The organism is Streptomyces sp. NRRL S-37, from assembly GCF_000721605.1.
Lineage (GTDB): Bacteria > Actinomycetota > Actinomycetes > Streptomycetales > Streptomycetaceae > Streptomyces.
This window is the reverse complement of sequence record NZ_JOIZ01000001.1, coordinates 25,775-49,497: the sequence shown is the minus strand read 5'-3', so window position 1 is coordinate 49,497 and position 23,723 is coordinate 25,775. Positions and strand designations below refer to the sequence as shown.

General features: G+C 71.9%; 21 protein-coding genes. 12 read left to right on the top strand and 9 right to left on the bottom strand.

The window, feature by feature from the left end; all coding sequences use genetic code 11:
• Nucleotides 1-187 precede the first annotated feature (187 nt).
• A complete protein-coding gene (locus IH50_RS0100230) occupies nt 188-1,378 on the top strand; it encodes a zinc-dependent alcohol dehydrogenase (protein WP_030855892.1) in 1,191 nt (396 codons plus the stop codon).
• Between the two features lie 98 nt (nt 1,379-1,476).
• On the opposite strand, the gene IH50_RS0100225 is transcribed toward IH50_RS0100230, so the two are convergent.
• Complete coding sequence (locus IH50_RS0100225) at nt 1,477-3,669, bottom strand: OmpL47-type beta-barrel domain-containing protein (RefSeq protein WP_030855890.1); 2,193 nt, start codon at nt 3,667-3,669, stop codon at nt 1,477-1,479.
• A 23-nt stretch (nt 3,670-3,692) separates the two neighbouring features.
• Nucleotides 3,693-6,203: a ThuA domain-containing protein gene (locus IH50_RS0100220; RefSeq protein WP_030855888.1), complete on the bottom strand. Its 2,511-nt coding sequence runs from the start codon at nt 6,201-6,203 to the stop codon at nt 3,693-3,695.
• Between the two features lie 201 nt (nt 6,204-6,404).
• Between IH50_RS0100220 and IH50_RS0100215 the strand changes: the two genes are divergently transcribed.
• From IH50_RS0100215 to IH50_RS0100200, 4 genes are all read left to right on the top strand, one after another.
• Nucleotides 6,405-7,397, top strand: coding sequence for a multicopper oxidase domain-containing protein (locus IH50_RS0100215; RefSeq protein WP_030855886.1), 993 nt, complete (start codon nt 6,405-6,407; stop codon nt 7,395-7,397).
• Between the two features lie 86 nt (nt 7,398-7,483).
• A complete protein-coding gene (locus IH50_RS0100210; RefSeq protein WP_030855885.1) occupies nt 7,484-8,515 on the top strand; it encodes a LacI family DNA-binding transcriptional regulator in 1,032 nt (343 codons plus the stop codon).
• Between the two features lie 270 nt (nt 8,516-8,785).
• Nucleotides 8,786-9,580 carry a VOC family protein gene (locus IH50_RS0100205; protein WP_030855883.1) on the top strand — a complete coding sequence of 265 codons (795 nt, stop codon included), beginning with the start codon at nt 8,786-8,788 and terminating at the stop codon, nt 9,578-9,580.
• A gap of 128 nt (nt 9,581-9,708) precedes the next feature.
• The gene (locus IH50_RS0100200; RefSeq protein WP_030855880.1) at nt 9,709-9,954 is read left to right on the top strand and encodes a WhiB family transcriptional regulator; all 246 of its coding nucleotides are present in this window, start codon (nt 9,709-9,711) and stop codon (nt 9,952-9,954) included.
• Between the two features lie 61 nt (nt 9,955-10,015).
• On the opposite strand, the gene IH50_RS0100195 is transcribed toward IH50_RS0100200, so the two are convergent.
• The 4 genes from IH50_RS0100195 to IH50_RS0100180 all read right to left on the bottom strand — a co-directional run bounded on the left by IH50_RS0100195 (nt 10,016) and on the right by IH50_RS0100180 (nt 16,026).
• Nucleotides 10,016-10,993 (bottom strand): acyl-ACP desaturase, encoded by a 978-nt coding sequence (locus tag IH50_RS0100195; RefSeq protein ID WP_030855878.1) that lies wholly within the window; start codon nt 10,991-10,993, stop codon nt 10,016-10,018.
• 200 nt (nt 10,994-11,193) lie between these two features.
• Nucleotides 11,194-11,970 carry a dimethylargininase gene (ddaH, locus tag IH50_RS0100190; protein ID WP_030855876.1) on the bottom strand — a complete coding sequence of 259 codons (777 nt, stop codon included), beginning with the start codon at nt 11,968-11,970 and terminating at the stop codon, nt 11,194-11,196.
• Nucleotides 11,971-12,125: 155 nt separating this feature from the next.
• Nucleotides 12,126-14,390 carry an ATP-binding cassette domain-containing protein gene (locus IH50_RS0100185; protein ID WP_030855874.1) on the bottom strand — a complete coding sequence of 755 codons (2,265 nt, stop codon included), beginning with the start codon at nt 14,388-14,390 and terminating at the stop codon, nt 12,126-12,128.
• A 10-nt stretch (nt 14,391-14,400) separates the two neighbouring features.
• The gene (locus IH50_RS0100180; protein ID WP_030855872.1) at nt 14,401-16,026 is read right to left on the bottom strand and encodes an ABC-F family ATP-binding cassette domain-containing protein; all 1,626 of its coding nucleotides are present in this window, start codon (nt 16,024-16,026) and stop codon (nt 14,401-14,403) included.
• A 314-nt stretch (nt 16,027-16,340) separates the two neighbouring features.
• On the opposite strand from IH50_RS0100180, the gene IH50_RS0100170 reads away from it, so the two are divergent.
• Nucleotides 16,341-16,982: a GOLPH3/VPS74 family protein gene (locus IH50_RS0100170; protein ID WP_030855870.1), complete on the top strand. Its 642-nt coding sequence runs from the start codon at nt 16,341-16,343 to the stop codon at nt 16,980-16,982.
• Nucleotides 16,983-17,277: 295 nt separating this feature from the next.
• On the opposite strand, the gene IH50_RS0100165 is transcribed toward IH50_RS0100170, so the two are convergent.
• Entirely contained in the window at nt 17,278-17,691 is a 414-nt protein-coding gene (locus tag IH50_RS0100165; RefSeq protein ID WP_030855868.1) for an SsgA family sporulation/cell division regulator, read from the bottom strand.
• A 258-nt stretch (nt 17,692-17,949) separates the two neighbouring features.
• Between IH50_RS0100165 and IH50_RS0100155 the strand changes: the two genes are divergently transcribed.
• Together IH50_RS0100155 and IH50_RS0100150 are read left to right on the top strand one after the other, a co-directional pair.
• On the top strand, nt 17,950-18,273 hold the full coding sequence (locus IH50_RS0100155) for a hypothetical protein (RefSeq protein ID WP_030855865.1): 324 nt from the start codon (nt 17,950-17,952) through the stop codon (nt 18,271-18,273).
• Between the two features lie 68 nt (nt 18,274-18,341).
• The gene (locus tag IH50_RS0100150) at nt 18,342-19,085 is read left to right on the top strand and encodes an endonuclease V (RefSeq protein ID WP_051767110.1); all 744 of its coding nucleotides are present in this window, start codon (nt 18,342-18,344) and stop codon (nt 19,083-19,085) included.
• Here the strand turns inward: IH50_RS0100150 and IH50_RS0100145 are convergent.
• Nucleotides 19,031-19,222: a hypothetical protein gene (locus IH50_RS0100145; RefSeq protein ID WP_030855861.1), complete on the bottom strand. Its 192-nt coding sequence runs from the start codon at nt 19,220-19,222 to the stop codon at nt 19,031-19,033. The two genes, IH50_RS0100150 and IH50_RS0100145, sit on opposite strands and share 55 nt — an antisense overlap.
• A gap of 199 nt (nt 19,223-19,421) precedes the next feature.
• On the opposite strand from IH50_RS0100145, the gene mmpA reads away from it, so the two are divergent.
• On the top strand, nt 19,422-19,568 hold the full coding sequence (gene mmpA / locus IH50_RS37270) for a morphogenic membrane protein MmpA (protein ID WP_199822024.1): 147 nt from the start codon (nt 19,422-19,424) through the stop codon (nt 19,566-19,568).
• A gap of 15 nt (nt 19,569-19,583) precedes the next feature.
• Here mmpA and IH50_RS0100135 read toward each other — a convergent pair whose 3' ends face one another.
• Nucleotides 19,584-20,762, bottom strand: coding sequence for a saccharopine dehydrogenase family protein (locus IH50_RS0100135; protein WP_030855859.1), 1,179 nt, complete (start codon nt 20,760-20,762; stop codon nt 19,584-19,586).
• A gap of 129 nt (nt 20,763-20,891) precedes the next feature.
• Here IH50_RS0100135 and IH50_RS43270 point away from each other — a divergent pair, with 129 nt between their 5' ends.
• The 3 genes from IH50_RS43270 (at nt 20,892) to IH50_RS0100125 (ending at nt 23,695) form a co-directional block, all read left to right on the top strand.
• A complete protein-coding gene (locus tag IH50_RS43270) occupies nt 20,892-21,020 on the top strand; it encodes a hypothetical protein (RefSeq protein ID WP_324617105.1) in 129 nt (42 codons plus the stop codon).
• Nucleotides 21,021-21,302: 282 nt separating this feature from the next.
• Nucleotides 21,303-22,469 carry a CaiB/BaiF CoA transferase family protein gene (locus IH50_RS0100130; RefSeq protein ID WP_030855856.1) on the top strand — a complete coding sequence of 389 codons (1,167 nt, stop codon included), beginning with the start codon at nt 21,303-21,305 and terminating at the stop codon, nt 22,467-22,469.
• Nucleotides 22,470-22,480: 11 nt separating this feature from the next.
• Nucleotides 22,481-23,695 (top strand): acetyl-CoA C-acetyltransferase, encoded by a 1,215-nt coding sequence (locus tag IH50_RS0100125; RefSeq protein ID WP_030855854.1) that lies wholly within the window; start codon nt 22,481-22,483, stop codon nt 23,693-23,695.
• Nucleotides 23,696-23,723: the final 28 nt, after the last annotated feature.

Sequence of the window (23,723 nt, the reverse complement as noted above, 5' to 3'; positions counted from 1 at the left end):
AGGACGTCTTCACGTACACCACCCGGACCTGGCCGCACACGAAGTCCGTCGCCCCCCGAGCCGGTGCGGAACGAGGTGCCCTCCTCGGCGGCTTCCGCCGGCCGGCGGTTCGGCACCCGGCCGCTCGGGTACCCGGACGCCCACCGCACGAGCGACACACCGGCCACCACGGAGGGAGCGGGCGGCGATGAGGGCACTGACCTGGCAGGGAAAGCGGGACGTGAGGGTGGAGAACGTACCCGATCCCCGCATCGAGGAGCCGACGGACGCGATCATCCGCATCACCTCCACCGGACTGTGCGGATCCGATCTGCACCTGTACGAAGTCCTCACCCCGTTCATGACCCCGGGCGACATCCTCGGACACGAGCCGATGGGCATCGTCGAGGAGGTCGGCGCGGCGGTGCCCGACCTCCAGGCCGGCGACCGGGTCGTGGTGCCGTTCCAGATCGCCTGCGGCAACTGCTGGATGTGCCTCACCGGACTGCCCACCCAGTGCGAGACCACCCAGGTCGACGCCGAGGGCATGGGCGCGGCCCTCTTCGGCTACACCCGGCTGTACGGCGCGGTACCGGGCGCCCAGGCCGAGTACCTGCGGGTCCCGCAGGCCCAGTACGGCCCGATCAAGGTCCCCGAGGGGCCGTCCGACGACCGGTTCGTCTACCTTTCCGACGTCCTGCCCACCGCCTGGCAGGCGGTCGAGTACGCCGGTGTCCCGCAGGGCGGCAGCGTCGCCGTGCTCGGACTCGGCCCCATCGGCGACATGGCCTGCCGGATCGCCCTGCTCAAGGGCGCCGGGCAGGTGTTCGGGGTGGACCTGGTCCCCGAGCGGCTGAACAGGGTGCGCGAGCGGGGCGTGGAGACCTTCGACCTGCGCTCCTTCGACGACGAGAAGGAACTCGTCACCGCGATCCGCGACCGGACCGACGGCCGCGGGCCCGACGCCGTGATCGACGCCGTCGGCACCGAGGCGCACGGCAGCGCGGCGGCCCGCATGGTGCAGAACGCCTCGGCGCTGCTGCCCCGCAAACTCAGCGGCCCCATGGCGGAACGCTTCAGCGTCGACCGGCTCGCCGCCCTGCACACCGCGATCGAACTGGTGCGGCGCGGCGGCACCCTCTCGATCAGCGGCGTCTACGGCGGCATGGCCGACCCGATGCCCATGCTCACCCTGTTCGACAAGCAGATCCAGATCCGCATGGGCCAGGCGAACGTACGCCGCTGGAGCGACGAGATCATCCCCTACCTCACCGACGAGGACCCGCTCGGTGTCGACGACTTCGCCACCCACCGCGTGCCGCTCGCCGAGGCGCCGCAGGCCTACGACATGTTCCAGAAGAAGCAGGACGGTGCGGTCAAGGTGCTGATCAAGCCCTGACCCGGAGCCGGGGTACCCGGCCGGGTACGGCAGGGACGGGCCGGGAAGCCGGGGGTTCCCGGCTTCCCGGCCCGCGGTGACCGCGGCACCCGTGGAAACTACAGCTCCTTGATCCGGACATCCCGGTAGGAGACGACGTCCGTCGTGCTGTGCACCTGCAGCCCGATGTAACCGGAGGCGAACCGCCGCCCGTCCGTGCCCGGGTCGTCCGAGCGCGGCGGGGTGAACTCCTGGCCGCCGGTGTTGTCGAACTCGTTGATCAGCACACCGTTGCGGTAGACCGAGTAGTGCTGGTCCACCACCCGGATCTCGTAGTCGTTCCAGGTGCCCTTCTGCGTCACGCCCGCGCCGGCCAGGCCGACCCGGTCGAAGCCGTAGACCGAACCGGTCTTGTACATGTCGCCGGTGGGCGAGTCGAACACCTGGACCTCGTGGCCGTACTTGATCGCCGCCCACTCCGGCCGGGGCTCCTCCGGGTGGTCGTGGATCTGCGGGAACCGCACGAACACACCGCCGTTGGCGTTGACGGTGCCCGGGGCGTCGTCACGCCACTGGAGCTTCAGCGAGAAGTCGCCGTACGTGCGCTCGGGGAACCACAGCATGCCCAGTCCGCCCCGGGTGGTGCCGGAGGTGATCGACCCGTCCGGGTTCAGCGCGAACGAACCGCCGCCCACGTGCTCCCACTTGGCGAACGTCTCCTCGCTGCCGTCGAGGATCTTCCGGTAGCCCTCGTTCTGGCCGGGCTTGCCGATGCCGGACTGCCGGGCCGCCTTGTTGATCGCCCGGTACTCCCGCTGGTCGACGACCCCTTCCTTCTTGAGCCCGTCCAGCACGCTCTTCACGTGCTTGAGGAACAGCGCCTGCGAGGTCCACTCCTTCTCGTCCTCGATCAGCTCGCCGATCCGGCACCGGTTGTTGGTGACCCGGTTCGGCACGCCCGAGTCGACCGTGCCGACGATCACCGTCAACCGCTCGTCGTACTCGGGGCAGTTGGGCGCGGGCACCCCGCCGTCCGCCACGACCGTGAAGCTCACCGTGAGCGGCTCGGAGGTGTTGCCGGCGTTGTCGCTCGCCCGGTACGCGACCGTGTGCCGGCCCGCCCGGTCCACGACCACCGGCCCGGTGTACGCCAGGTAGGGTCCGCCGTCGAGCGAGTACTCGATGCCGGCCACACCGGAACCCCCGTGCCCGTCGTCGGCGCTGACCGTCACGGTGGCGTCACCGACGTAGGCGCCGTCGGAGTTCCTGGTGCCCGTCACGGTCACACCGGTCGCCGGCGGGGTGGTGTCCTGCGGGGGAGCGGCGACGACCGTGAACTCCACGTTCTTCTCCGCCGCCGTGTTGCCCGCCTTGTCGGTGGCACGGTAGCGCACGGTGTGCGTGCCCACCTCGTGCACCATCACCGGACCGGTGTACGCCTGCCAGGCGCCGTCGGCGCCGATCGCGTACTCGATGGTGTTGACGCCGGTGCCGGTGTCCGACGCGGTGACGGTGACCGTCGCCATGTCGATGTAGTCACCGTCGGCGTTCTTCTCGCCGGCCACCGTCGCCGAGGTCTCCGGCGGGGTGGTGTCGTCCGTCTGCGGGGCGACGACGGTGAATCCGACGCTCTGCTCGGCCGACACGTTGCCGGCCTTGTCCAGGGCGCGGTAGCGCACGGTGTGCGTGCCGATCTGGTCGACGACGACCGGGGCGGTGTACGGCTGCCAGGCGCCGTCGGAGCCGATCGCGTACTCGATCCGCTCCACGCCCGAGCCCTCGTCGGTGGCCGCGAGCGCGACGCTCGCCGAACCGACGTACGCGCCGTCGGCGTTCTGCGAGCCGGTCACCTTCGCCGTGGCCTCGGGAGCCGTGGTGTCCTCACCGCCGCCGCCCTCGGTCACCGTCAGGATGCCCTGCATCTCGCCGTGGCCGGGGATGGTGCAGTGGTAGAAGTAGCGGCCCGGGGTGAGCGTGACCTCCGCGGTGTACTTGCCGCCCTGGGCGTCGTTCGGATTGGCCATGATGTTCAGCTGGACATCGCTGTTGAACTCCGGGTCGGAGGTCACGAACGTCAGCGTGTGCGGCATCCCGGTGGTGTTGCCGGTCGCCGCGCTGTTCTCGAACACGATGGTCGCCGGACCGGCGACCGCGGTCGTCGGCGCGGACGTGTACGCGGTGATGCCGTCACCGGCGGTCCAGGTGAGCACCTGCTCCGCCGCCTCGGCGTCGGTGGACCCGGTCCCGTCGGCCGCGGAGGCCGTCTGCAGGCCGAGCACCATGAGCAGGGCGGCCAGCAGGCCGGCCCACATTCTTCGTTGCCGTGTCACTGGTTTCACTCGGTTCCCCTCGCCAGCTGGCCGGCGGCCGGGGTCGGCCCGCCGCCCGTGTAGGTGACCCGCCACAGCGCGGACTTGGCGTCGGAGGTGAAGAAGCCGCGCCCGTAGTCGAGGACGTACAGCGAGCCGTCCGGGCCGAACTTCCAGCCCATCAGGTTCTTGATGCCGTCGTTGCCGACCGGCACGATCTTCTTCAGGGACTCCGAGTGCACCGGAAGACCGCCGTCTCCCTGCGTCTTCGGGTCCATCAGCACCGCGTTGCGCGGCTGGTCGGCGTCGTAGAAGTCACCGACGAACCACTTGCCGTCCCAGTACTCCGGCCACTTGACCTCACTGGCGCTGTCGGCGTCGTAGCGGTAGACCGGGCCGTTCATCGCGGCCTGCCCGCCGCCCTTCAGCCAGGGCAGCCGGTACGTGGCCTCGTCCTGCTCGTACGACGGGACGCCGTTCCCGTCGCGCGGGTAGTCCGGGCCGCCGCCCTGCGGCGAGTACCAGATGTTGTTGCCGGTCACCGGCGGCAGGTTGACCAGGCCGTCGTTGTTCGGCGACTCGTTCTTCGGGGCGTCGCAGTCGTACCAGCCCAGCGGCTTCGACGGATCGGGCAGGTTGCGGTCCCGGTAGGGCTGCTTGTTGCCCATGCAGTACGGCCAGCCCCGGTTGGACGCCTTGGTGATCACGGCGAAGGTGTCGTACTTCGCCGGACCCCAGGTCGGCGACGGGGAACCGGCGTCGGGGCCGACCCAGCCCGCGTACAGGGTGTCGGTCTCCTTGTCGACGGAGATGCGCGCCGGGTTGCGGACGCCCATCACATAGATCTCGCCGCGCGTCTTGCCACCGCCCTCGGCGGTCTCCTTCCCGGTGAACAGATTGCCCTCGGGGAGGGTGTACGTGCCGTCCGGCTCCGGGTGGATGCGCAGGATCTTGCCGTTGAGGTTGTTGGTGTTGCCGGCGGTGCGGCGCGCGTCCGCGAAGGACACGCCCTTGAAGTTGGGCTGCGGGTTGTTGCCCGAGTAACCGTCGCTGAAGCCACTGGAGTTGTTGTCACCGGTGGCGATGTACAGGTTGCCCTTGGAGTCCCAGGCCATCCCGCCGCCCGCGTGGCAGCAGCTGTGGATCTGCACCGGCCACTTCAGCAGCACCTTCTCGCTGGTCATGTCCAGCTTGTCGGTCGCCCGGTCGAGGGTGAAACGGGAGACCCGCCGCTCGGCCATGTGCGTGTCCCGGTTGATCCCGGAGTGCGGGGTGTAGTGCAGATACACCCACCCGTTCTCCTCGAACCGCGGGTCCAGTTCGATGCCGAGCAGGCCCTCCTCGACCTTGCGCAGCTCGTCACCGCCGCCCTTGTTGCCGAAGACGGTGAGCGCCCCGGCGAGGGTGACCTTCTTGGTCTTCGGGTCGTAGACGTGGATCTCGCCCGTGCCCTTGCCGATGTCCGGGTCGTTCCAGTCGGTGACGACGGGCCGGGAGGAGTCGGCACCTCCGCGCCCGATGTAGAAGACGCGGCCGTCGGGGGCGGTGACCAGGCCGTGCGGCTCGCCGATCTGGTCGTTCTGACCCGGCTGGTTGGGCTGGGTCAGCCGCTCCGCCTTGTAGTTGCCGGTGATCGTCGCCTTGCAGTCGGCCTGCACCAGGCGGGTGGTCCACAGCAGGGCGCCGCGCAGATGGTCACGGAAGTCGGTCTCGTCGTACGACGACACCGTGCCGCCCATCCCGGTGTAGAAGGACCGGCCGCCGTCGTAGTCACGGCACCAGCTGACCGGGTGGTCCCAGCCGTTGGCGCTCGCGCCGGGCGCGTACGTCGACTCGCGGACCCTGGCGACCGTGTGCACGTCGCCGGACGGGTTCTTCACCCAGTTCAGCCACTTGTCGGGCCGCTTCCACTGCGTGGGCAGGCTCTTGGTCGCCGGATGGTTCCGGTCGCCGACCTCGACGGTCGCCCGCTGCACCTTGTCGGGGCTGGACGCCGCCGGGCGGGCGCCGATCAGACCGGTGAACCAGTCCGAGTACGGCTCCGCGCGGGCCGCGTCGTGCAGGCCGACGAAACCGCCGCCGGCCTCCATGTACGCCTCCAGGCCCGCCTCCTGGTCCGGGTCGAGGACGTCCCCGCCGCCGGTCAGGAACACGATCGCGTTGAACCGGCCCAGCTTCTTGGCGTTGGTGAAGACCGAGGCGTCGTCGGTGGCGGTGACCTTGAACCGCTGATCCGCCGGGCCGGACAGCCCGATCCTCTCGATCGCCGCGATCCCGGCGTTCACGAGTGGCGACTCGTCACCGGCGGCCGCGGAGCCGTGGAACAGCAGCACGCGTACGTTCGCGCCGCCCGGGGGCGACTTGATGGACATCGTTGTCAGGGACGGACCGGGGTCCGGACGCGCGCTGGCGGCGGGACCCGACAGCAGTCCGGCGGCGACGACCCCGGCGGTCACGGTGGCCGCCCAGACACGTCGTCTCGTTCTCGTCCTTCGTGCGCTCGTGGCGCTCGACCTGCTCAACCCTCGTAAGCGCATGGGTTCTTGATGCGATGTGGACCGCACGTGGCCACCCACCCCTCCTCGGTCGCAGCAACAGCGTCAAGGAAGCTAGACCTCTTTGCGCCAGACGCCAATACCTATCGCAGAGATGGGCCGAACTTTGTCCTGAGTGTGGATAAACGACGGGGTGGCCGCTACGGTTTCACAGGTTCATGACAGCCACGTGGGGAGTTCGGCATGGACAGACGCGGTTTCAACCGACGGGTACTGCTGGGCGGCGCCGCCGTCGCGACATCGTTGTCCGTCGCGCCCGAGGCCGTGAGCGCGGCCGCGCCGGCGAAGACCGCGCCCGCCGGGGGCGAGGTGCGGCGCCTCAAGATGTACGCCGAGCGGCTGCCCGGCGGACAGATGGGCTACGGCTTCGAGAAGGGCAAGGCGTCCATCCCCGGCCCGCTGATCGAGCTCAACGAGGGCGACACGCTGCACGTCGAGTTCGAGAACACCATGGACGTGCCCGTGAGCCTGCACGTCCACGGCCTGGACTACGAGATCTCCAGCGACGGCACCCGACAGAACAAGAGCGATGTCGAGCCCGGCGGCACCCGCACCTACACCTGGCGCACCCACAAGCCCGGCCGGCGCTCCGACGGCACCTGGCGGGCGGGCAGCGCGGGCTACTGGCACTACCACGACCACGTCGTCGGCACGGTGCACGGCACCGGAGGCATCCGCAACGGCCTGTACGGGCCGGTGATCGTCCGCCGCAAGGGCGACGTCCTGCCCGACGCGACCCACACCATCGTCTTCAACGACATGTCGATCAACAACAAGCCGGCCCACACCGGTCCGGACTTCGAGGCCACGGTGGGCGACCGCGTCGAGATCGTCATGATCACGCACGGCGAGTACTACCACACCTTCCACATGCACGGGCACCGCTGGGCCGACAACCGCACCGGCATGCTCACCGGCCCCGACGACCCCAGTCAGGTCATCGACACCAAGATCTGCGGCCCGGCCGACTCCTTCGGCTTCCAGATCATCGCGGGCGAGGGCGTCGGAGCCGGCGCCTGGATGTACCACTGCCACGTCCAGAGCCACTCCGACATGGGCATGGTCGGCCTGTTCCTGGTGAAGAAGCCGGACGGCACCATCCCGGGGTACGACCCGGACGCGCACGAGCACGCTCACGGGGCCGCCGCCGGGGAGGAGCCGACGCACGAGCACTGACGGCGCCGGACATGATCCGAGAGCGCTCTCGCCCGCGGCCGGGCCGGGGCTATCCTTTCCCGCAGCCGCAGGTGAGGAGCTCCCAAGTGACCGACACAGCGCCACGCCCCACGCTGGAGGCCGTGGCCGCGCGGGCCGGTGTCTCCCGGGCCACGGTCTCCCGCGTGGTCAACGGCTCCCACGGGGTACGGGAGCGCCTGGCCGAACGGGTGAGGCGGGCGGTGGAGGAACTCGGGTACGTCCCCAACCAGGCCGCCCGCAGCCTGGTGACGAAGCGGCACGACGCCGTCGCCGTCATCGTGGCCGAACCGGAGACCCGGGTCTTCGCCGACCCCTTCTTCGCCCGGCAGCTGCGCGGCATCAGCAAGGAGCTGACGGCCCACGACAACCAGCTCGTCCTGCTGCTCACCGAGGACCGCGACGACCACGTCCGCGTCGGCCGCTACCTCGCCGGCGGGCACGTCGACGGCGCCCTGGTGTTCTCCCTGCACATCGACGACCCGCTGCCCCAGCTGATCCAGCGGGCCGGTCTGCCGACCGTGTACGGCGGCCGGCCCGACTGGAACGGCGGCCAGGGCGGCGTCTCCTACGTCGACAGCGACAACCGGGGCGGCGCCCGCGACGCCGTACGCCATCTGCTCGGCCTCGGCCGCGCTCGTATCGCCCACATCACCGGCGCCCTGGACCAGACCGCGGCGGTGGACCGCCTCGACGGCTTCCGGGACGTCATGGCCGGCGCCGATCCCCGGCTGGTCGCGGAGGGCGACTTCACCCCGGCCGGGGGCGAGCGGGCGATGCGTCGGCTCCTCGACCGGTGCCCGGACCTGGACGCGGTGTTCGCGGCCAACGACCTCATGGCGGCGGGCGCCCTGCGGGTGCTGCGCGAGCACGGGCGGCGGGTGCCGGACGACGTGGCGGTGGTCGGCTTCGACGACATGCTCCCGATCGCGGAACAGACGGACCCCCCTTTGACGACGGTCCGTCAGGACATAGAGGAGATGGGCCGTCTGATGACCCGCCTCCTGCTGCGCGAACTCGACGGCACCGGCACGCCGTCGGAGGGCGGCTCCGACGGCGTGATCCTTCCGACGACGCTGGTCCGCCGCGCGTCCGCGTGACCCGCCGGGATGTCGCCCCCGCCGCCCCTTCCCATTCCCGTCCCCGGGGGCGCTGCTCCCGGGCCCCCGCTCCTCAAACACCGGAGGGGCTAGATCTCAGCCCCTCCGGCGTTTGAGGAGCGGGGTCTGGGGCGGAGCCCCAGTTTCGGGACGGGAAGGGGCGGCGGGGGCGAGAAAACCCCACGCCCGTCCGGGTGCTCCGGCGGTGAGCGCCGACGGCCGGTGGAAGACTCGGCAGAGCAGGCGACGGGACGTCTCACAGGAGGCACCATGCTCACCACCCACTTCGCCGACGGCGCCCCGAACTGGACCGACGTCGGCACCCCCGACATGGAGGGCACCGCCGCCTTCTACGGCGGCCTGTTCGGCTGGGAGTTCCGCTCGGCAGGACCCGACGCCGGCGGCTACGGATTCTTCGAGCGGGCCGGGCGGATCGTCGCGGGAGGCATGCGGACCACCCCCGAGCAGGGCCCGCCCGCCTGGACCGTCTACTTCCGGACCCCCGACGCGGACGCCACCACCCGGGCCGCCCTGCACGCCCGCGGCAGCGCCCCCGTCCCGCCGGTGGACGTCCTGGAACAGGGCCGCATGGCGATCCTCGCCGACCAGGCCGGCGTCCCCTTCGGCATCTGGGAACCGGCACTGCGCAAGGGCATCGAGGCGGCCGGCGAGGTCGGCACCCTGTGCTGGGTCGAGCTGCACGTCCCGGACATCGCCCGCGCCGCCGCGTTCTACCGCTCCGTCCTCGGCTGGGAGACCTCGGCGGTGACCTTCCCCGACGGCGTCTACACCTCCGTCAACCCCGCCGGGGCGGGCGAGGAGAGCATGTTCGGCGGACTGGTCCCGCCGGCCGACGACCTCGCCGGGGCGGAGCCCGGCCGGCCCCACTGGCTGCCCTACTTCGGGGTGGACGACACGGACGCCGTCGTCGCCAGGGCCGTCGAGCTGGGCGGCAGGGTACGGCTGCCCGCCACCTCCCTCGCCGGCGTCGGCCGGCTGGCCCGCCTGGAGGACCCGTACGGGGCACGGTTCGCCGTACTCAAGGGCGAACCGCGCGAGACCTGACCCACCCGGCGCGCCGCCGTGCGCGCCGGATGCCCCGGCGTCATCATCATGCGGTCACGGAAGACCCTCCGGCCCCCGTTGATCCCGCGTTGATCGAACGTTTTCCGCCGCACGGCACGCTTCCGGGCATGCACACCGAAACGATTCCGTCGCCCGACCTCACCTGGCAGGAGCAGGCGCTGTGCGCGCAGACCGGGGGAGACTTCTTCTTCCCCGAGCCGGGCAGTTCGGTCCGCGACGCCAAGCGGATCTGCGGCCTCTGCCCGATCCGCGCGACGTGCCTCGAGTACGCCCTGGCCAACGACATGCGCTTCGGCGTGTGGGGCGGCATGTCCGAGAAGGAACGCCTGGAACTGCGCCGTACGGCCCGTTAGGCCCGAAGCCCCGGGCCCCAGCCGTCAGCCGCCGGCCTCCAGGCCTGACGGGCCCCAGCCGTCAGACGCGTTCCGCGCGGGCCGCCATCCGGGCCTTGCGGGCCGCCAGCTTCTCGTCGAACTTCGACGCCTCCGCGTCCAGGCCGCCCATGAACAGGCCCAGTTCCTCCTGCGCCTTGAGGCCCTCGGGGCCCAGCCCGTCGACCTCCATGATCTTCAGGTAGCGCAGCACCGGCTGGAGCACGTCGTCGTGGTGGATGCGCAGGTTGTAGACCTCGCCGATCGCCATCTGCGCCGCGGCCCGCTCGAAGCCGGGGATGCCGTGGCCGGGCATCCGGAAGTTCACGACGACGTCGCGGACCGCCTGCATCGTCAGGTCGGGCGCCATCTCGAAGGCCGCCTTGAGCAGGTTGCGGTAGAACACCATGTGCAGGTTCTCGTCGGTCGCGATGCGCGCCAGCATGCGGTCGCAGACCGGGTCACCGGACTGGTGGCCGGTGTTGCGGTGCGAGACGCGGGTGGCCAGCTCCTGGAAGGCGACGTAGGCGACCGAGTGGAGCATCGAGTGCCGGTTGTCCGACTCGAAGCCCTCGCTCATGTGCGCCATGCGGAACTGCTCCAGCTTGTCCGGGTCCACCGCCCGCGAGGCGAGCAGGTAGTCCCGCATCACGATGCCGTGCCGGCCCTCCTCGGCCGTCCAGCGGTGCACCCAGGTGCCCCAGGCGCCGTCCCGGCCGAACAGCGTGGCGATCTCGTGGTGGTAGCTGGGGAGGTTGTCCTCGGTCAGCAGGTTCACCACCAGCGCGATCCGGCCGACCTCGGTGACCTTCGACTGCTCCTTGTCCCAGGCCTCGCCGTCCTCGAAGAAGCCGGGGAAGTTGCGGCCGTCGCTCCACGGCACGTACTCGTGCGGCATCCAGTCCTTGGTGACCTTCAGATGCCGGTTGAGCTCCTTCTCGACCACTTCCTCCAGCGCGTACAACAGCCGGGCGTCGGTCCAGACCGAAGGGCTGCCCAGGTGGGGAGAAGTGATCGACACAGGTGACTCCAGGGGACGGTGACATATGAGATACCGGCGAGCGGTGCCGGGAACCTACGGAATCGTAGGCTACGTAGCCGTAGGTTACGTAGCCGTAGGTTAAGGGCACCGTAAAGAACCCTGATCAGCGGGGTCCCCATGGAGCGCCGTCCGGCGCGGAGCCGCAGGCCGCCGCGGTGCGCGGGTGACGGTGTCACCCGTCAGGCGTACAGCTCCCGCAGCCGCACCGAGAGGCAGGTCACACCGCCCTCGAGCTTCTCGAACTCGCCGATGTCCACCGGGACCGGCTCGTAGCCGAGGTCCGCGAACAGCTCCGCGGTCCTCGGCGCGCTCGACGCCATCAGCAGCCTGTCCCCGCCGAGCAGCACCACGTGCGCCCCGGACGCCTCCGGCACCGGGAGGAAGCGAGGGAACAGCGACGGCGCGTCCATGTTCGGGACGTGTCCGACGACCGTCCCGTCCGGCAGCGCCGTGACCGCCGACTTCAGGTGCAGCACCTTGGAGACCGGCACGGTGACCACCCGCGCCCCCAGCGGCTCGAACGCGGCCCGCACCTGCCGCACCCCGGCCGCGTCGGTACGCCCGCTCCGGCCGACGTACACCGTGTCGCCGACCTTCAGCACATCGCCGCCGTCCAGGGTGCCCGGCTCCCAGACCCAGTTCACCGAGCAGCCGAGCGACGCCACGGCTTCCTCGACGCCGGGGGTCTCCGCGCGGCGGGACCCGGCACCGGAGCGGGCGATCAGCGCCACGTTCCGGAACATCACCACCGTGTCCTCCACGAACACGGAGTCCGGGCAGTCGTCGGCCGGGTCCACCTCGATCGTCTCCCAGCCGTGGGCGCGCAGCGTCTCCGTGTACGTCTCCCACTGCTCCACCGCGCGGTCGACGTCGACGTCCTCCCGCTCGATGTGCGTCACCCGCCCCTCGGCCAGACGGGGAGCCGGGCGGCGGACGAGGGCCTTCTTGCTGGGCACGAGCGCGACTCCGTGGGGGACGGGACAGGTTCCGGCCGCACCGAGGGCGTCCGGGGGCCGGCCCGGTTCCCTCGGACGCCGGCGCAGCCATCATGCAGCGGGAATCCCGGCCGGGCCACCCAGGCGGCCGGGAAACCACCCACCGGGAACCGGTCTCACCGGCAGGCCCGCCGCAGATGCTCCCCCGTGAAGGACCCCTCGGCGACGAGCAACTCGGCCGGTGTGCCCTCGAACACCACCCGGCCGCCGTCCCGTCCGCCGCCCGGGCCGAGGTCGATCACCCAGTCGGCGCGGGCGACGACGTCGAGGTTGTGCTCCACGACGACGACGGTGTTGCCCGCGTCCACCAGCCGGTCCAGGAGACCGACGAGGCCGTCCACGTCCGCCATGTGCAGTCCGGTCGTCGGCTCGTCAAGGACGTACACCGCCCCCTCGCGGTGCAGCCGGGTGGCCAGCTTGATCCGCTGCCGCTCACCACCGGAGAGGGTGGACAGCGGCTGGCCCAGCGTGAGGTAGGTGAGGCCGACGTCCCGCAGCCCGCGCAGCCGGCGCCGTACGCCGGTGTCGTGGAAGAAGCCGAGCGCCTGCTCGGCCGTCATCGCCAGCACATCGGCGACGGAGCGGCCGTCGACGGTCAGCCGCAGCACCTCGTCCTTGAACCGCCGCCCCTCGCAGGTGGGGCACGTCGTCGTCACCGGATCCATGAAGGCCAGGTCGGTGTACATGATCCCGCGGCCCTCGCAGGTCCCGCAGGCGCCGTCGGAGTTGAAGCTGAACAGCCCGGGTGCGGCGCCGGTCTCCCGCGCGAAGATCTTCCGCACCGGGTCCATGATCCCCAGATACGTCGCGGGGGTGGACCGCGCGGAGATGCCGATCGAGGACTGGTCGACCACCACGGCGTCGTCGTGGGCGTCGGTGAACTCGGCGACCAGCGTGCTCTTGCCCGAACCCGCCACCCCGGTCACCGCGGTGAGCACACCCACCGGGAACCGCACGGTGACCTCGCGCAGATTGTGCCGGTCGGCCCCCTTCACCCACAGCTCGCCCGCCGGCCTGCGCACCGCCTCCTTGACCGCGGTACGCCGTCCCAGGCACCGCCCCGTCAGGGTGCCCGAGGCGGCCAGCTCCCGCGGCGTCCCCTCGAACACCACCGTGCCACCCTCGGAACCCGCCCCCGGCCCCATGTCGACGACGTGGTCGGCCAGGGTGATGACGTCCGGGTCGTGCTCCACGACCAGCACGGTGTTGCCCTTGTCGCGGAGCCGGAGCAGCAGTTTTCCGAGCCGGTGGACGTCGCGCGGGTGCAGTCCGACGCTGGGCTCGTCGAAGATGTACGTCATCCCGGTCAGGCTGGACCCGAGGTGCCGGACCGTCTTCAGCCGCTGCCCCTCGCCGCCGGAGAGGGTGGACGTCTCCCGGTCGAGGCTCAGGTAGCCGAGGCCGATCGTCTCGATCCGCTCCAGCGCGGCGACGGCGGCCCCGGCGATCGGCCCGGCCACCGGGTCGTCGATCCCGCGCAGCACCGTGATGAGATCGGTGACCTGCATCGCGGCGCAGTCGGCGATGGACCGGCCGTCGATCCTCGACGCCAGCGCCGCCTCGTTCAGCCTGGCACCCCGGCAGGCGGGGCAGACGCCCTCGGCCAGGAACTCCCGCACCATCTCCTGGGTCTTCTGGCTCATCCCCGCCAGGTCCCGCTTCAGATAGAGCCGTTCGAAGCGGTCGGCGAGTCCTTCGTAGTCGGTGGTCCACGCGCCGCCCGAGCTGTTCACGGTGACCTTGCTGCCCGGGCGTCCCCGCATCAGGAACTCCCGCTCGGCGGCGGTGAACTCCCGCACCGGCTTGTCCGGGTCCAGGTCGTCGCTGTTGGTGTACGTCTGCCCCTGCCAGGTGCCCGCGGCGAACGGCGGGAAGCGGACCGCGCCCTCGGCGAGGGAGCGGTCCGCGTCCAGGACGCGGTCCCAGTCGGGGCGTACGGTCCGGCCCAGGCCGTCGCACTCGGGGCACATGCCCGACGGGTCGTTGAACGAGTACGCCGTCGCCGGACCGGCGCTCGGCGTGCCGTGCCGGGAGAACAGCACCCGCAGCACCGAGTAGACGTCCGTCATCGTGCCCACCGTCGACCGGGAGTGGCCGCCGACGGGCCGCTGGTCGACGACGATCGCGGGCGTCAGGTCCTCCATGGCCTCCGCGTGCGGCCGCTCGTACTTCGGCAGCCGGTTGCGGACGAACCAGGTGAACGTCTCGTTCAGTTGCCGCTGCGACTCGACCGCGATCGTGTCGAAGACGACCGACGACTTCCCCGACCCCGAGACGCCGGTGAACACGGTCAGCCGGCCCTTCGGGATGCGGAGCGTGACGTCCTTGAGGTTGTTCTCCCCGGCTCCGGTGAGGGTGATGTACTGGCTGGAGTGACTCATGCCGCCGACGCTAGGCGGGATACCCGACAGCTTCTGTCGTGATTTCCTTCAGCTCTCCCTCCTCCATCAGCAGCCACCGGGTGATGCCGACCGACTCCAGGAACGGCAGATCGTGGCTGGCCACGATCAGCGCTCCCTCGTACGACTCCAGCGCGGTGGTGAGCTGCCGGACGCTCGCCATGTCGAGGTTGTTGGTCGGCTCGTCCAGCATCAGCAGCTGCGGCGCGGGCTCCGCCAGCATCAGCGCGGCCAGCGCCGCCCGGAAACGCTCGCCGCCGGAGAGGGTCTTTGCCCTCTGGTCGGCGCGGGCGCCCCGGAACAGGAACCGGGCGAGCCGGGCCCGGACCCGGTTGTTGGTGGCGCCCGGGGCGAACCGGGCCACGTTCTCGGCGACGGTCAGCTCCGGGTCGAGGACGTCGAGGCGCTGCGGCAGGAACCGCAGGGGCACATGGGCCCTCACCTCGCCGGAGACCGGCTCCAGCTCACCGGCGATCGTGCGCAGCAGCGTCGTCTTGCCCGCGCCGTTGCGCCCGATCAGCGCCACCCGCTCCGGCCCGCGCAGATCGAAGCCGCCCCGCACCCGGGCGCCGTACGCCAGTTCCAGGTCCATGAGCGTGAGGACGTCACGGCCCGGCGGCACGGCCGTGTACGGCAGGTCGACGCGGATCTCGTCGTCGTCCCGTACGGCCTCCACCGCGTCGTCGAGCCGTTCCCTGGCCTCGGCGAGCCGCTCCTCGTGCATGATGCGGTGCTTGCCCGCGGACTCCTGCGCCGCGCGCTTGCGCGCCCCCATGACGATCTTCGGCTCGCGCTTGCTGTCCCACATCTTCTGCCCGTACCGCTTGCGGCGGGCCAGTTTGACCTGGGCGTCGGCCAGTTCGCGCTTCTGCTTGCGGAGGTCCGCCTCGGCGACGCGCACCATCCGCTCGGCGGCCTCCTGCTCGACGGCCAGGGCCTCCTCGTACGCCGAGAAGTTGCCGCCGTACCAGGTCACCTCACCCGAGCGCAGATCCGCGATCTGGTCGACGAGGTCCAGCAGTTCACGGTCGTGGCTGACCACGACCATGACGCCCGGCCACTTCTCCACGGCCGCGTACAGCCGTCTGCGGGCGTACAGGTCGAGGTTGTTGGTGGGCTCGTCGAGCAGCAGCACGTCCGGGCGCCGCAGCAGCAGCGCCGCCAGTCGCAGCAGCACCGACTCGCCGCCCGACACCTCGCCGACGGTGCGGTCGAGCCCGATGTGCCCGAGGCCGAGCTCGCCCAGCGTGGCCAGGGCGCGCTCCTCGACGTCCCAGTCGTCGCCGACGGTCTCGAAGTGCTCCTCGGCCACGTCGCCCGCCTCGATGGCGTGCAGCGCGGCCCGCCGGGCGGCGATGCCGAGCGCCTCGTCGACCCTCAGCGCGGTGTCGAGCGTCACGTTCTGCGGCAGGTACCCCACCTCGCCGGAGACGCGGACGGCGCCGTCGGCCGGGGTGAGCTCGCCGGCGATCAGTTTCAGCAGGGTCGACTTGCCCGACCCGTTGACGCCGACGAGCCCGGTGCGGCCGGGACCGAAGGCGACGTCGAGGCCCTCGAAGACGGCGGTGCCGTCGGGCCAGGTGAAGGCGAGGGACGTACAGGTGAGGGATGGTGACATGCGGGCCTCCGCGGTTGCTCGGGGCGATCAGGGGCAAACGCGTATCGAGACACCGCGGGACGAGGACCGGCAGCCGGGAGGGAAGGCCTGGGCATGAGAAAAGCCCTGTTCCGCAAGGACCGCAAGGACGGCTCGAACGCCGAGGTCGCACGCGACGTACACACCTGTGTGGTGTGACGCGGTGTCTCAGAACCTCAGACGAGCAACGTCCTTCTCCATTCGACGGCAACAGGACCGCTGTACACCGTAGGAGTGCCCGGAACGGCTGTCAACGGCTTTTCGGAGCACGACGTCACCGCCCCCGAGGAGGCCCCGTGCCCGACGGCCCGCTCTCGCTGCCGGCCCGCCTGTCCCTGCTGGTCTGGGACGCCGACCCGTCCCGGCAGGCCCCCGTGGTGCGGGCCGGGGCCCTCGCCGAGCTGGCCCGGCGGGGCCTGCTGATCGACGACGACGGGATCGCCGCACCCCGTGACCTCGACTCCCGGACCGGTGACCCGGTGCTGGACGGCCTTCTGGAACTGGTCGGCGAGTCCTTCCCGCACCGCTGGCGCGTCTGGGTGACGCTGCGCGCGCGGTACACCCTGGACGCGGTCCGGGAGCAACTGGTGGCCCAGGGAGTGCTGCGCGCCGAGAAGCACCGGGTCCTCGGGGTGTTCCCGTCGGTGGAGTACGTCCTGGCCGACGCGGGCCGGGTACGGGCCCTGCGGCGGCAGGCGCGGCAGCTCCTCGACGGACCGGCACCGTCCGAGGACGTCCCCGAGCAGACGGCGACGGCCCTCGTCCTCGCACGGGCGTCGGGCCTGCTGCCCGACTCGGAGGACTCTTCCCACGGCCGGCGCGCCGAGGCACTGGCGCACCGCGCCGCGGCGACACCCGCCCTCGGTGCCGTCCTGCGCGAGCTGCGCGCGGGACTGGCCGGCACCGCGCCGCTGCCCACGCTCACACGGGGGCGGTGACCCGGGGCCCCGCGGGCCCCGGGAGAGCACGGCGGACGCTCCGCCGGTCGGGCGACGCCCGCGTCCGTGCCTACGCCTTTGCCTTCACCTTCGCCGGACTCCGCGCTCCGGACCGCGCGGTGCCGGGGAGCGGACGCGGCGGCCCGGCCCGAGTACCCCCGCGACGGGATCCCCGTCCCCGGGACCGTCGACCCGGGGACGGGGGAAAGCCGCCGACGGAGCCGGTGCGCCGGGCGCCGCCCGCGCGGACGGCGCGCTCGGCGTCCCGGCGGGCGGCGGGCGTCGGCCCGGCCCCTCACACGTCGCGCATCAGCTCCGCGAGATCGTGGTCCAGGTCGAGCCGGAGGTGTTCCAGACCGGCCGGCACCAGCTCACCGGTGGCCTCCAGGAACCGGCGCAGCTCGCCCGAGCGGACATGTACGACGGCGGTCCCCTCGGGGGCGTGGAACTCCAGCACGGTGCGGTCGTAGCCGTACGGCCGGACCCGTACGTCGCCGTCGCCCTCGGGCTCCCGCATTCCCGCGGCGAGCAGATCGCGGGCGAAGGTCCAGCAGACCTCGACACCCTCCAGGGTGGCGGGCGCGGGGAAGGTCATGTGGACGGCGAACGGGTCGTCGCGGTCGTAGTGCAGGGTGGCGGGAATGCTCGGCATCCGCGGCGCGGCGGCGACGAGACGGGCCTCGACGGTCTGCTCGATGACGGTGGACAACGCCTTGCTCCCTCGTGACGGCTGGACAGGCTTCCGGGGCGGATCGGGACGGCTACTGGATGAGACGACGGAATCGGCCAATCCGTGCACATGAGAAGCGAGTGACCTCTGTCACCGCCTTCATGCACCCGAGTGGCACGGCTCTCCCGGACGTCCTCCGGGACACCCCCGCCGCCTGGAGCACCGACGCGCGCGGCATGCCCTGATCGCCGCCGACGTGGGTACCCGTACGCCGTACCCGAGAGGAAGTGAGCGGACATGCCACGCGGTTCCAGCCCCAAACGGGAACGTCAGTACGAGCACATCAAGGACAGTGCCGAGGACCGGGGCGAGAGCACCGGACGCGCCAAGGAGATCGCCGCCCGGACCGTGAACAAGGAGCGCGCCCGGTCCGGCGAGTCGAAGACGGCCGGCCGCACCTCCACGCAGGACATGTCGTCCGGCAAGCGGGGCGGCCAGCGGTCCGGCAAGGGCTCCCAGGGGCCCACCCGCGACCAGCTGTACGAGGAGGCCAGGAAGAAGGGCGTGGAAGGCCGTTCGAGCATGAACAAGAGTCAGCTCCAGCGGGCGCTCGGCAAGTGAGCCGCCTCCGCGCGGAGGGGGAGTGCCTTCCGCGCGGAGCACGCGCGCCCCGTAGGCTCAGGGGCACCATGACGACCGTACGCACACCGGCCGACTGGCCCGTGACCGAGGAAGAGGCCCGCGCGGTCCAGGACGCACTCCGCGCGCGGGTGGTGCTCGACGAACCGGGCCCGCCGCCCGGGACGGGCCACGTCACCGGAGTCGACGTGGCGTACGACGACGAGCGGGACGTCGTCGCCGCCGCGGCCGTCGTCCTCGACGCGGCGACTCTCGACGTCGTCGCCGAGTCCACGGCCGTCGGCCGGATCTCCTTCCCGTACGTCCCCGGCCTGCTCGCCTTCCGTGAGATCCCCACCGTGCTGGCCGCCCTCGACGCCCTGCCGTGCCCGCCCGGCCTGGTGGTCTGCGACGGCTACGGACTCGCCCACCCCCGCCGCTTCGGCCTCGCCAGCCACCTCGGCGTCCTCACCGGCCTGCCGACGGTCGGCGTCGCCAAGAACCCCTTCACCTTCACCCACGAGGAACCGGACACCCCGCGCGGCAGCACCTCACCGCTGCTCGCCGGCCACGAGGAGGTCGGCCGCGCCCTGCGCACCAGGGACGCCGTCAAGCCGGTCTTCGTCTCGGTCGGCCACCGCGTGAGCCTGGACAACGCCTGCGCCCACACCCTCGCCCTGGCCCCCGCCTACCGCCTGCCGGAAACCACCCGCAGAGCCGACGCCCTGTGCCGCCGGGCCCTCGCCGGGGCCGCCCCCGCTCAGGACACGTCCTCGACCTTCCACCGCCCCACCTCGCGGTACTCCGAGTCGTAGATCACCGCCCCGTCCCCGGGCTCCATCGCGTAGTGCCGCAGGTTCCCGCCCCAGTACCGCAGGATCCGTCCCAGCTCGCCCGCCGGGTCCTTCGTCAGCGCGTCGTCGTCCATGGCCACTTCGAGGAGAAATCGCATGCCTTCGAGTGTTTCATTGAACCGCGCTGTGAAGGCCGGGCGTTCGTCCGGCCGCGACATCCCCGTGTTCCGCGGGGCGCGGGGCGCGGAAGTCTCAAACGGGGGGTTCACCCGTGCGGCGTCCGCCCGTCGTTCTGAGTACCGCTCCTGAGTACCTGTACGGATGCCGGCGCCCGACCGCCCCGGCAGGCTGGCACGCATGACAACACACCGCGCACCCAAGCCCGTTGCCGCCGGCGGACGGCCCGTCGAACGGGCCGTCACCGTCGGGCTCGCCCTCGCCGTGCTCGCCGGGCTGGGCTGGATCGCCGGGATGATCTACACGCTGGTCCGGTGGCCGCTCTAGCCGGCCTCCGGCTCCTCAGCGTGTCGCGGCGACGCGGAAGCGGATGCCCGCCGCGCGGAGGCGGCCGATCAGCGCGTCGCCCATCGCCACCGCCGTCGTGACCTGGCCGGCCGTCGGCGGGAGGTCGTCGAAGGCCAGGCAGAGCGCCCCCTCGGCCAGCATCTTCGCCGTCTCGTCGTAACCGGGGTCGCCGCCCGCGACCTCCGTGTACACCCGGCGTCCGCCGCCCTCGCCGACGAAGCGGACGGTGAACCAGCTCCGGGCGCGCTTCTCGGGGCCCGGCCCGTCGCCGGGCCCGAGCCGGTCGGAGAGCCGGCGGCGCAGCGCCGGGAACTGGGCCGCCGTCACCAGCGCGCCCGCGGCGGCCACCCCGCCCACCGCCACCGGAAGCCGCCGCACGGCCGCGTAGTGCCGGTAGCGGAAGTCGGGACCGTACCGGTCGAGCGTCCTGGCCGAACGGCGCACGATCTGCCCGTCGACGGTCGGCAGGGGAAGGGCCCAGGCGCCGACCTCCGGCGCGTAGCGCGGCGCGCCCAGGGGCGCCGAGGCCCGGCGGCCCATCAGCCGCGGCTCGTGGTGCCTGCGGTCACGGGCCGCCGCGCGGAGCCGGCGGTGCCGGGCGAACTGGTTCAGCGCCGAGGCGAAGGTCCCGCCCGAGAAGGCCGCGTCCACGGTGACGAAACCGTCCACGGTCAGCGGCACCCCCTCCGGAAGCTGCCGCACGGTGAAGTACGCCCCCAGGTCGTGCGGCACCGAGTCGAAACCGCAGGCGTGCACCAGCCGCGCCCCGGTCTCCCGCGCGCGTGCGTCATGGCGGACGTACACCAGGTCCACGAACTCCGGTTCACCCGTGAGGTCGACGTAGTCCGTCCCCGTGTCCGCGCAGGCGGCGACGAGTTCCTCGCCGTACTCCACATAGGGGCCCACGGTCGTGGCGACCACGCGCGCCTGCTCGGCGAGGGCGCGCAGGGAGGCCGGGTCGGACACGTCCGCCCGCAGCAGTCCGGCCTCCGCGCCGCCGGGCAGCCGCTCCCGCAGCCGCTCGAGCTTCTCCGTGCTGCGTCCGGCGACCGCCCAGCGCAGTCCGGCCGGGGCATGGGCGGCGAGGTACTCCGCGGTCAGTGTCCCGACGAAGCCGGTCGCTCCGAAGAGCACGATGTCGTAGGGACGGTCCGTCCTGTTCAGCCTGCTCATGACACCCCTTGGTCGTGCAGCCGCGCCGCTGTCGGTGGCCGAGGCTAGCGTGAGGGGTGCGGAGCTGTGACGACGAGCCCGGAGGAAAGCGATGGCCGTGCCCCCGAACGTCCTGAAGAAGTGGGAAAAGTGCGCGACTACGTCTTGGGGCTGCCGGGAGCCGCCGAGGAACACCCCTGGGGCGGGACCGTCGCCGAGGCCGGCAGGAGGGTGTCCGTCCTCCCCGGTGCTGACGGCGGCGGTCACCCCTGGGGGTGACGGTGAAGCTCAAGGTCGAGACGGCGTACGCCCACGCGCTCGCCTGCCCCGGCGCCGAGCCCGCCGGGTACGGACCGGGAAGGATCTCGGGTGGGCGTCCCTGAAGCCCGGGGGCGGCCGGCGGCGGAGCCCGACGCACGCCGAAGAGGTACGTGACCGGGCGCGGCCGGACACCGCCCCGTAAAGTGGCTAAGCGCTTGCTCGCCCGGTCTTGTGCCGGGTGGAACGTGTTCTTAACATCGCTGGTGTTACATCATGTGTGTCACAGCCGTTGGGGGCTCGATGACGGAGGCGAAGACGCCGGGACAGGGTCCGCTCACCGGCGTGCGCGTGGTCGAACTGGCCGGTATCGGGCCGGGCCCGTTCGCCGCCATGCTCCTGGCCGACCTCGGTGCCGATGTCGTGCGCGTGGACCGCCCGGGCGGTCCCGGGCTGGGGATCGACCCGGCCCGGGACGTCACCAACCGCAACAAGCGTTCCGTGATCGTCGACCTGAAGGACCCCGACGGCCCCGCCCGCGTCCTGGACCTCGCCGAACGCGCCGACGTCCTCATCGAGGGCTACCGCCCCGGAGTGGCCGAACGGCTCGGCGTCGGCCCCGGGGACTGCCACGCCCGCAACCCGCGCCTGGTCTACGGCCGGATGACCGGCTGGGGCCAGCAGGGCCCGCTCGCCGACCGCGCGGGACACGACATCGCGTACATCGCCCTCACCGGCACCCTCGGCATGATCGGCGACCCGGACAGGCCCCCGGCCGTCCCCGCCAATCTGCTCGGCGACTACGCGGGCGGCTCCCTCTACCTCGTCGTCGGCGTCCTCGCCGCCCTGCACCACGCGCGCGCGACCGGCACCGGGCAGGTCGTCGACGCCGCGATCGTGGACGGCACCGCCCACCTCTCCACGATGATCCACGGCATGCTCGCCGCCGGCGCCTGGCAGGACCGGCGCGGCGCCAACCTCCTCGACGGCGGCTGCCCCTACTACGGCACCTACGAGACCGCCGACGGCGGGTACATGGCGGTGGGCGCGCTGGAACCGCGGTTCTGCACCGAGTTCCTGCGCCTGCTCGGCCTGGACGACCAGGCCGGGGCGCACACCGACGTCACCCGCTGGCCGGAGCTGCGCGCACAGGTCACCGCCCGCTTCAGGACCCGCACCCGCGACGAGTGGACGGCCCGTTTCGACGGCTCCGACGCGTGCGTGGCGCCGGTGCTGTCGCTGCGTGAGGCCCCGCGCCACCCGCATCTCGCCGCCCGCGGCACCTTCACCGACCACGGTGGCATCACCCAGCCCGCACCCGCCCCGCGCTTCTCCGCGACCCCCGCCGGCATCCGCACCGGACCCGCCCTGCCGGGCGCCGACACCGACGACGTGGCCCGCGACTGGGACCTGCCCGGGCCGGCGGCGACGGCTCCCGCCCCCACGTCCAAGCCCTCCCACCCTCACTGAAAGGCCTCCTCGTGAGCACCGAAGCGTACGTGTACGACGCGATCCGCACCCCGCGCGGACGCGGCAAGGCGAACGGCGCCCTGCACGGGACCAAGCCCGTCGACCTGGTCGTGGGCCTCATCCACGAGCTCCGTGACCGCTTCCCGGACCTGGACCCGGCCGCCGTGGACGACATCGTGCTCGGCGTGGTCGGCCCGGTCGGCGACCAGGGTTCCGACATCGCCCGCATCGCCGCGATCGCGGCCGGACTGCCGGACACGGTCGCGGGCGTCCAGGAGAACCGCTTCTGCGCCTCGGGTCTGGAGGCGGTCAACCTGGCCGCCGCCAAGGTCCGCTCCGGCTGGGAGGACCTCGTCCTCGCGGGCGGCGTCGAGTCCATGTCCCGCGTCCCCATGGCCTCCGACGGCGGCGCCTGGTTCAACGACCCGATGACCAACCTCGCCACCGGCTTCGTCCCCCAGGGCATCGGCGCCGACCTCATCGCCACCATCGAGGGCTTCTCCCGGCGCGACGTCGACGAGTACGCCGCCCTCTCGCAGGAACGCGCGGCCACCGCCTGGAAGGAGAACCGCTTCGAGCGGTCCGTCGTCCCGGTGAGGGACCGCAGCGGCCTCACCGTCCTCGACCACGACGAGCACCTGCGCCCCGGCACCACCGCCGACTCGCTGGCCAAGCTGAAGCCGTCCTTCGCGGACATCGGCGAGCTGGGAGGTTTCGACGCCGTCGCGCTGCAGAAGTACCACTGGGTCGAGAAGATCGACCACGTCCACCACGCGGGCAACTCCTCCGGCATCGTGGACGGCGCAGCCCTCGTCGCCATCGGCTCCAAGGCGGTCGGCGACCGCCACGGACTCACCCCGCGCGCCCGGATCGTCTCCGCCGCCGTCTCCGGCTCCGAGCCCACCATCATGCTCACCGGCCCCGCCCCCGCCACCCGCAAGGCCCTCGCCAAGGCCGGCCTGACCATCGACGACATCGACCTCGTCGAGATCAACGAGGCGTTCGCGGCGGTCGTCCTGCGCTTCGTACGTGACATGGGCCTGTCGCTGGACAAGGTCAACGTCAACGGCGGCGCCATCGCCCTGGGCCACCCCCTCGGCGCCACCGGCGCGATGATCCTCGGCACCCTCGTCGACGAGCTCGAACGCCAGGACAAGCGCTACGGCCTCGCCACCCTGTGCGTGGGCGGCGGCATGGGCATCGCCACCGTCGTCGAACGCCTCTGACACCCCAGCGACCCGCCACCTCACTCAC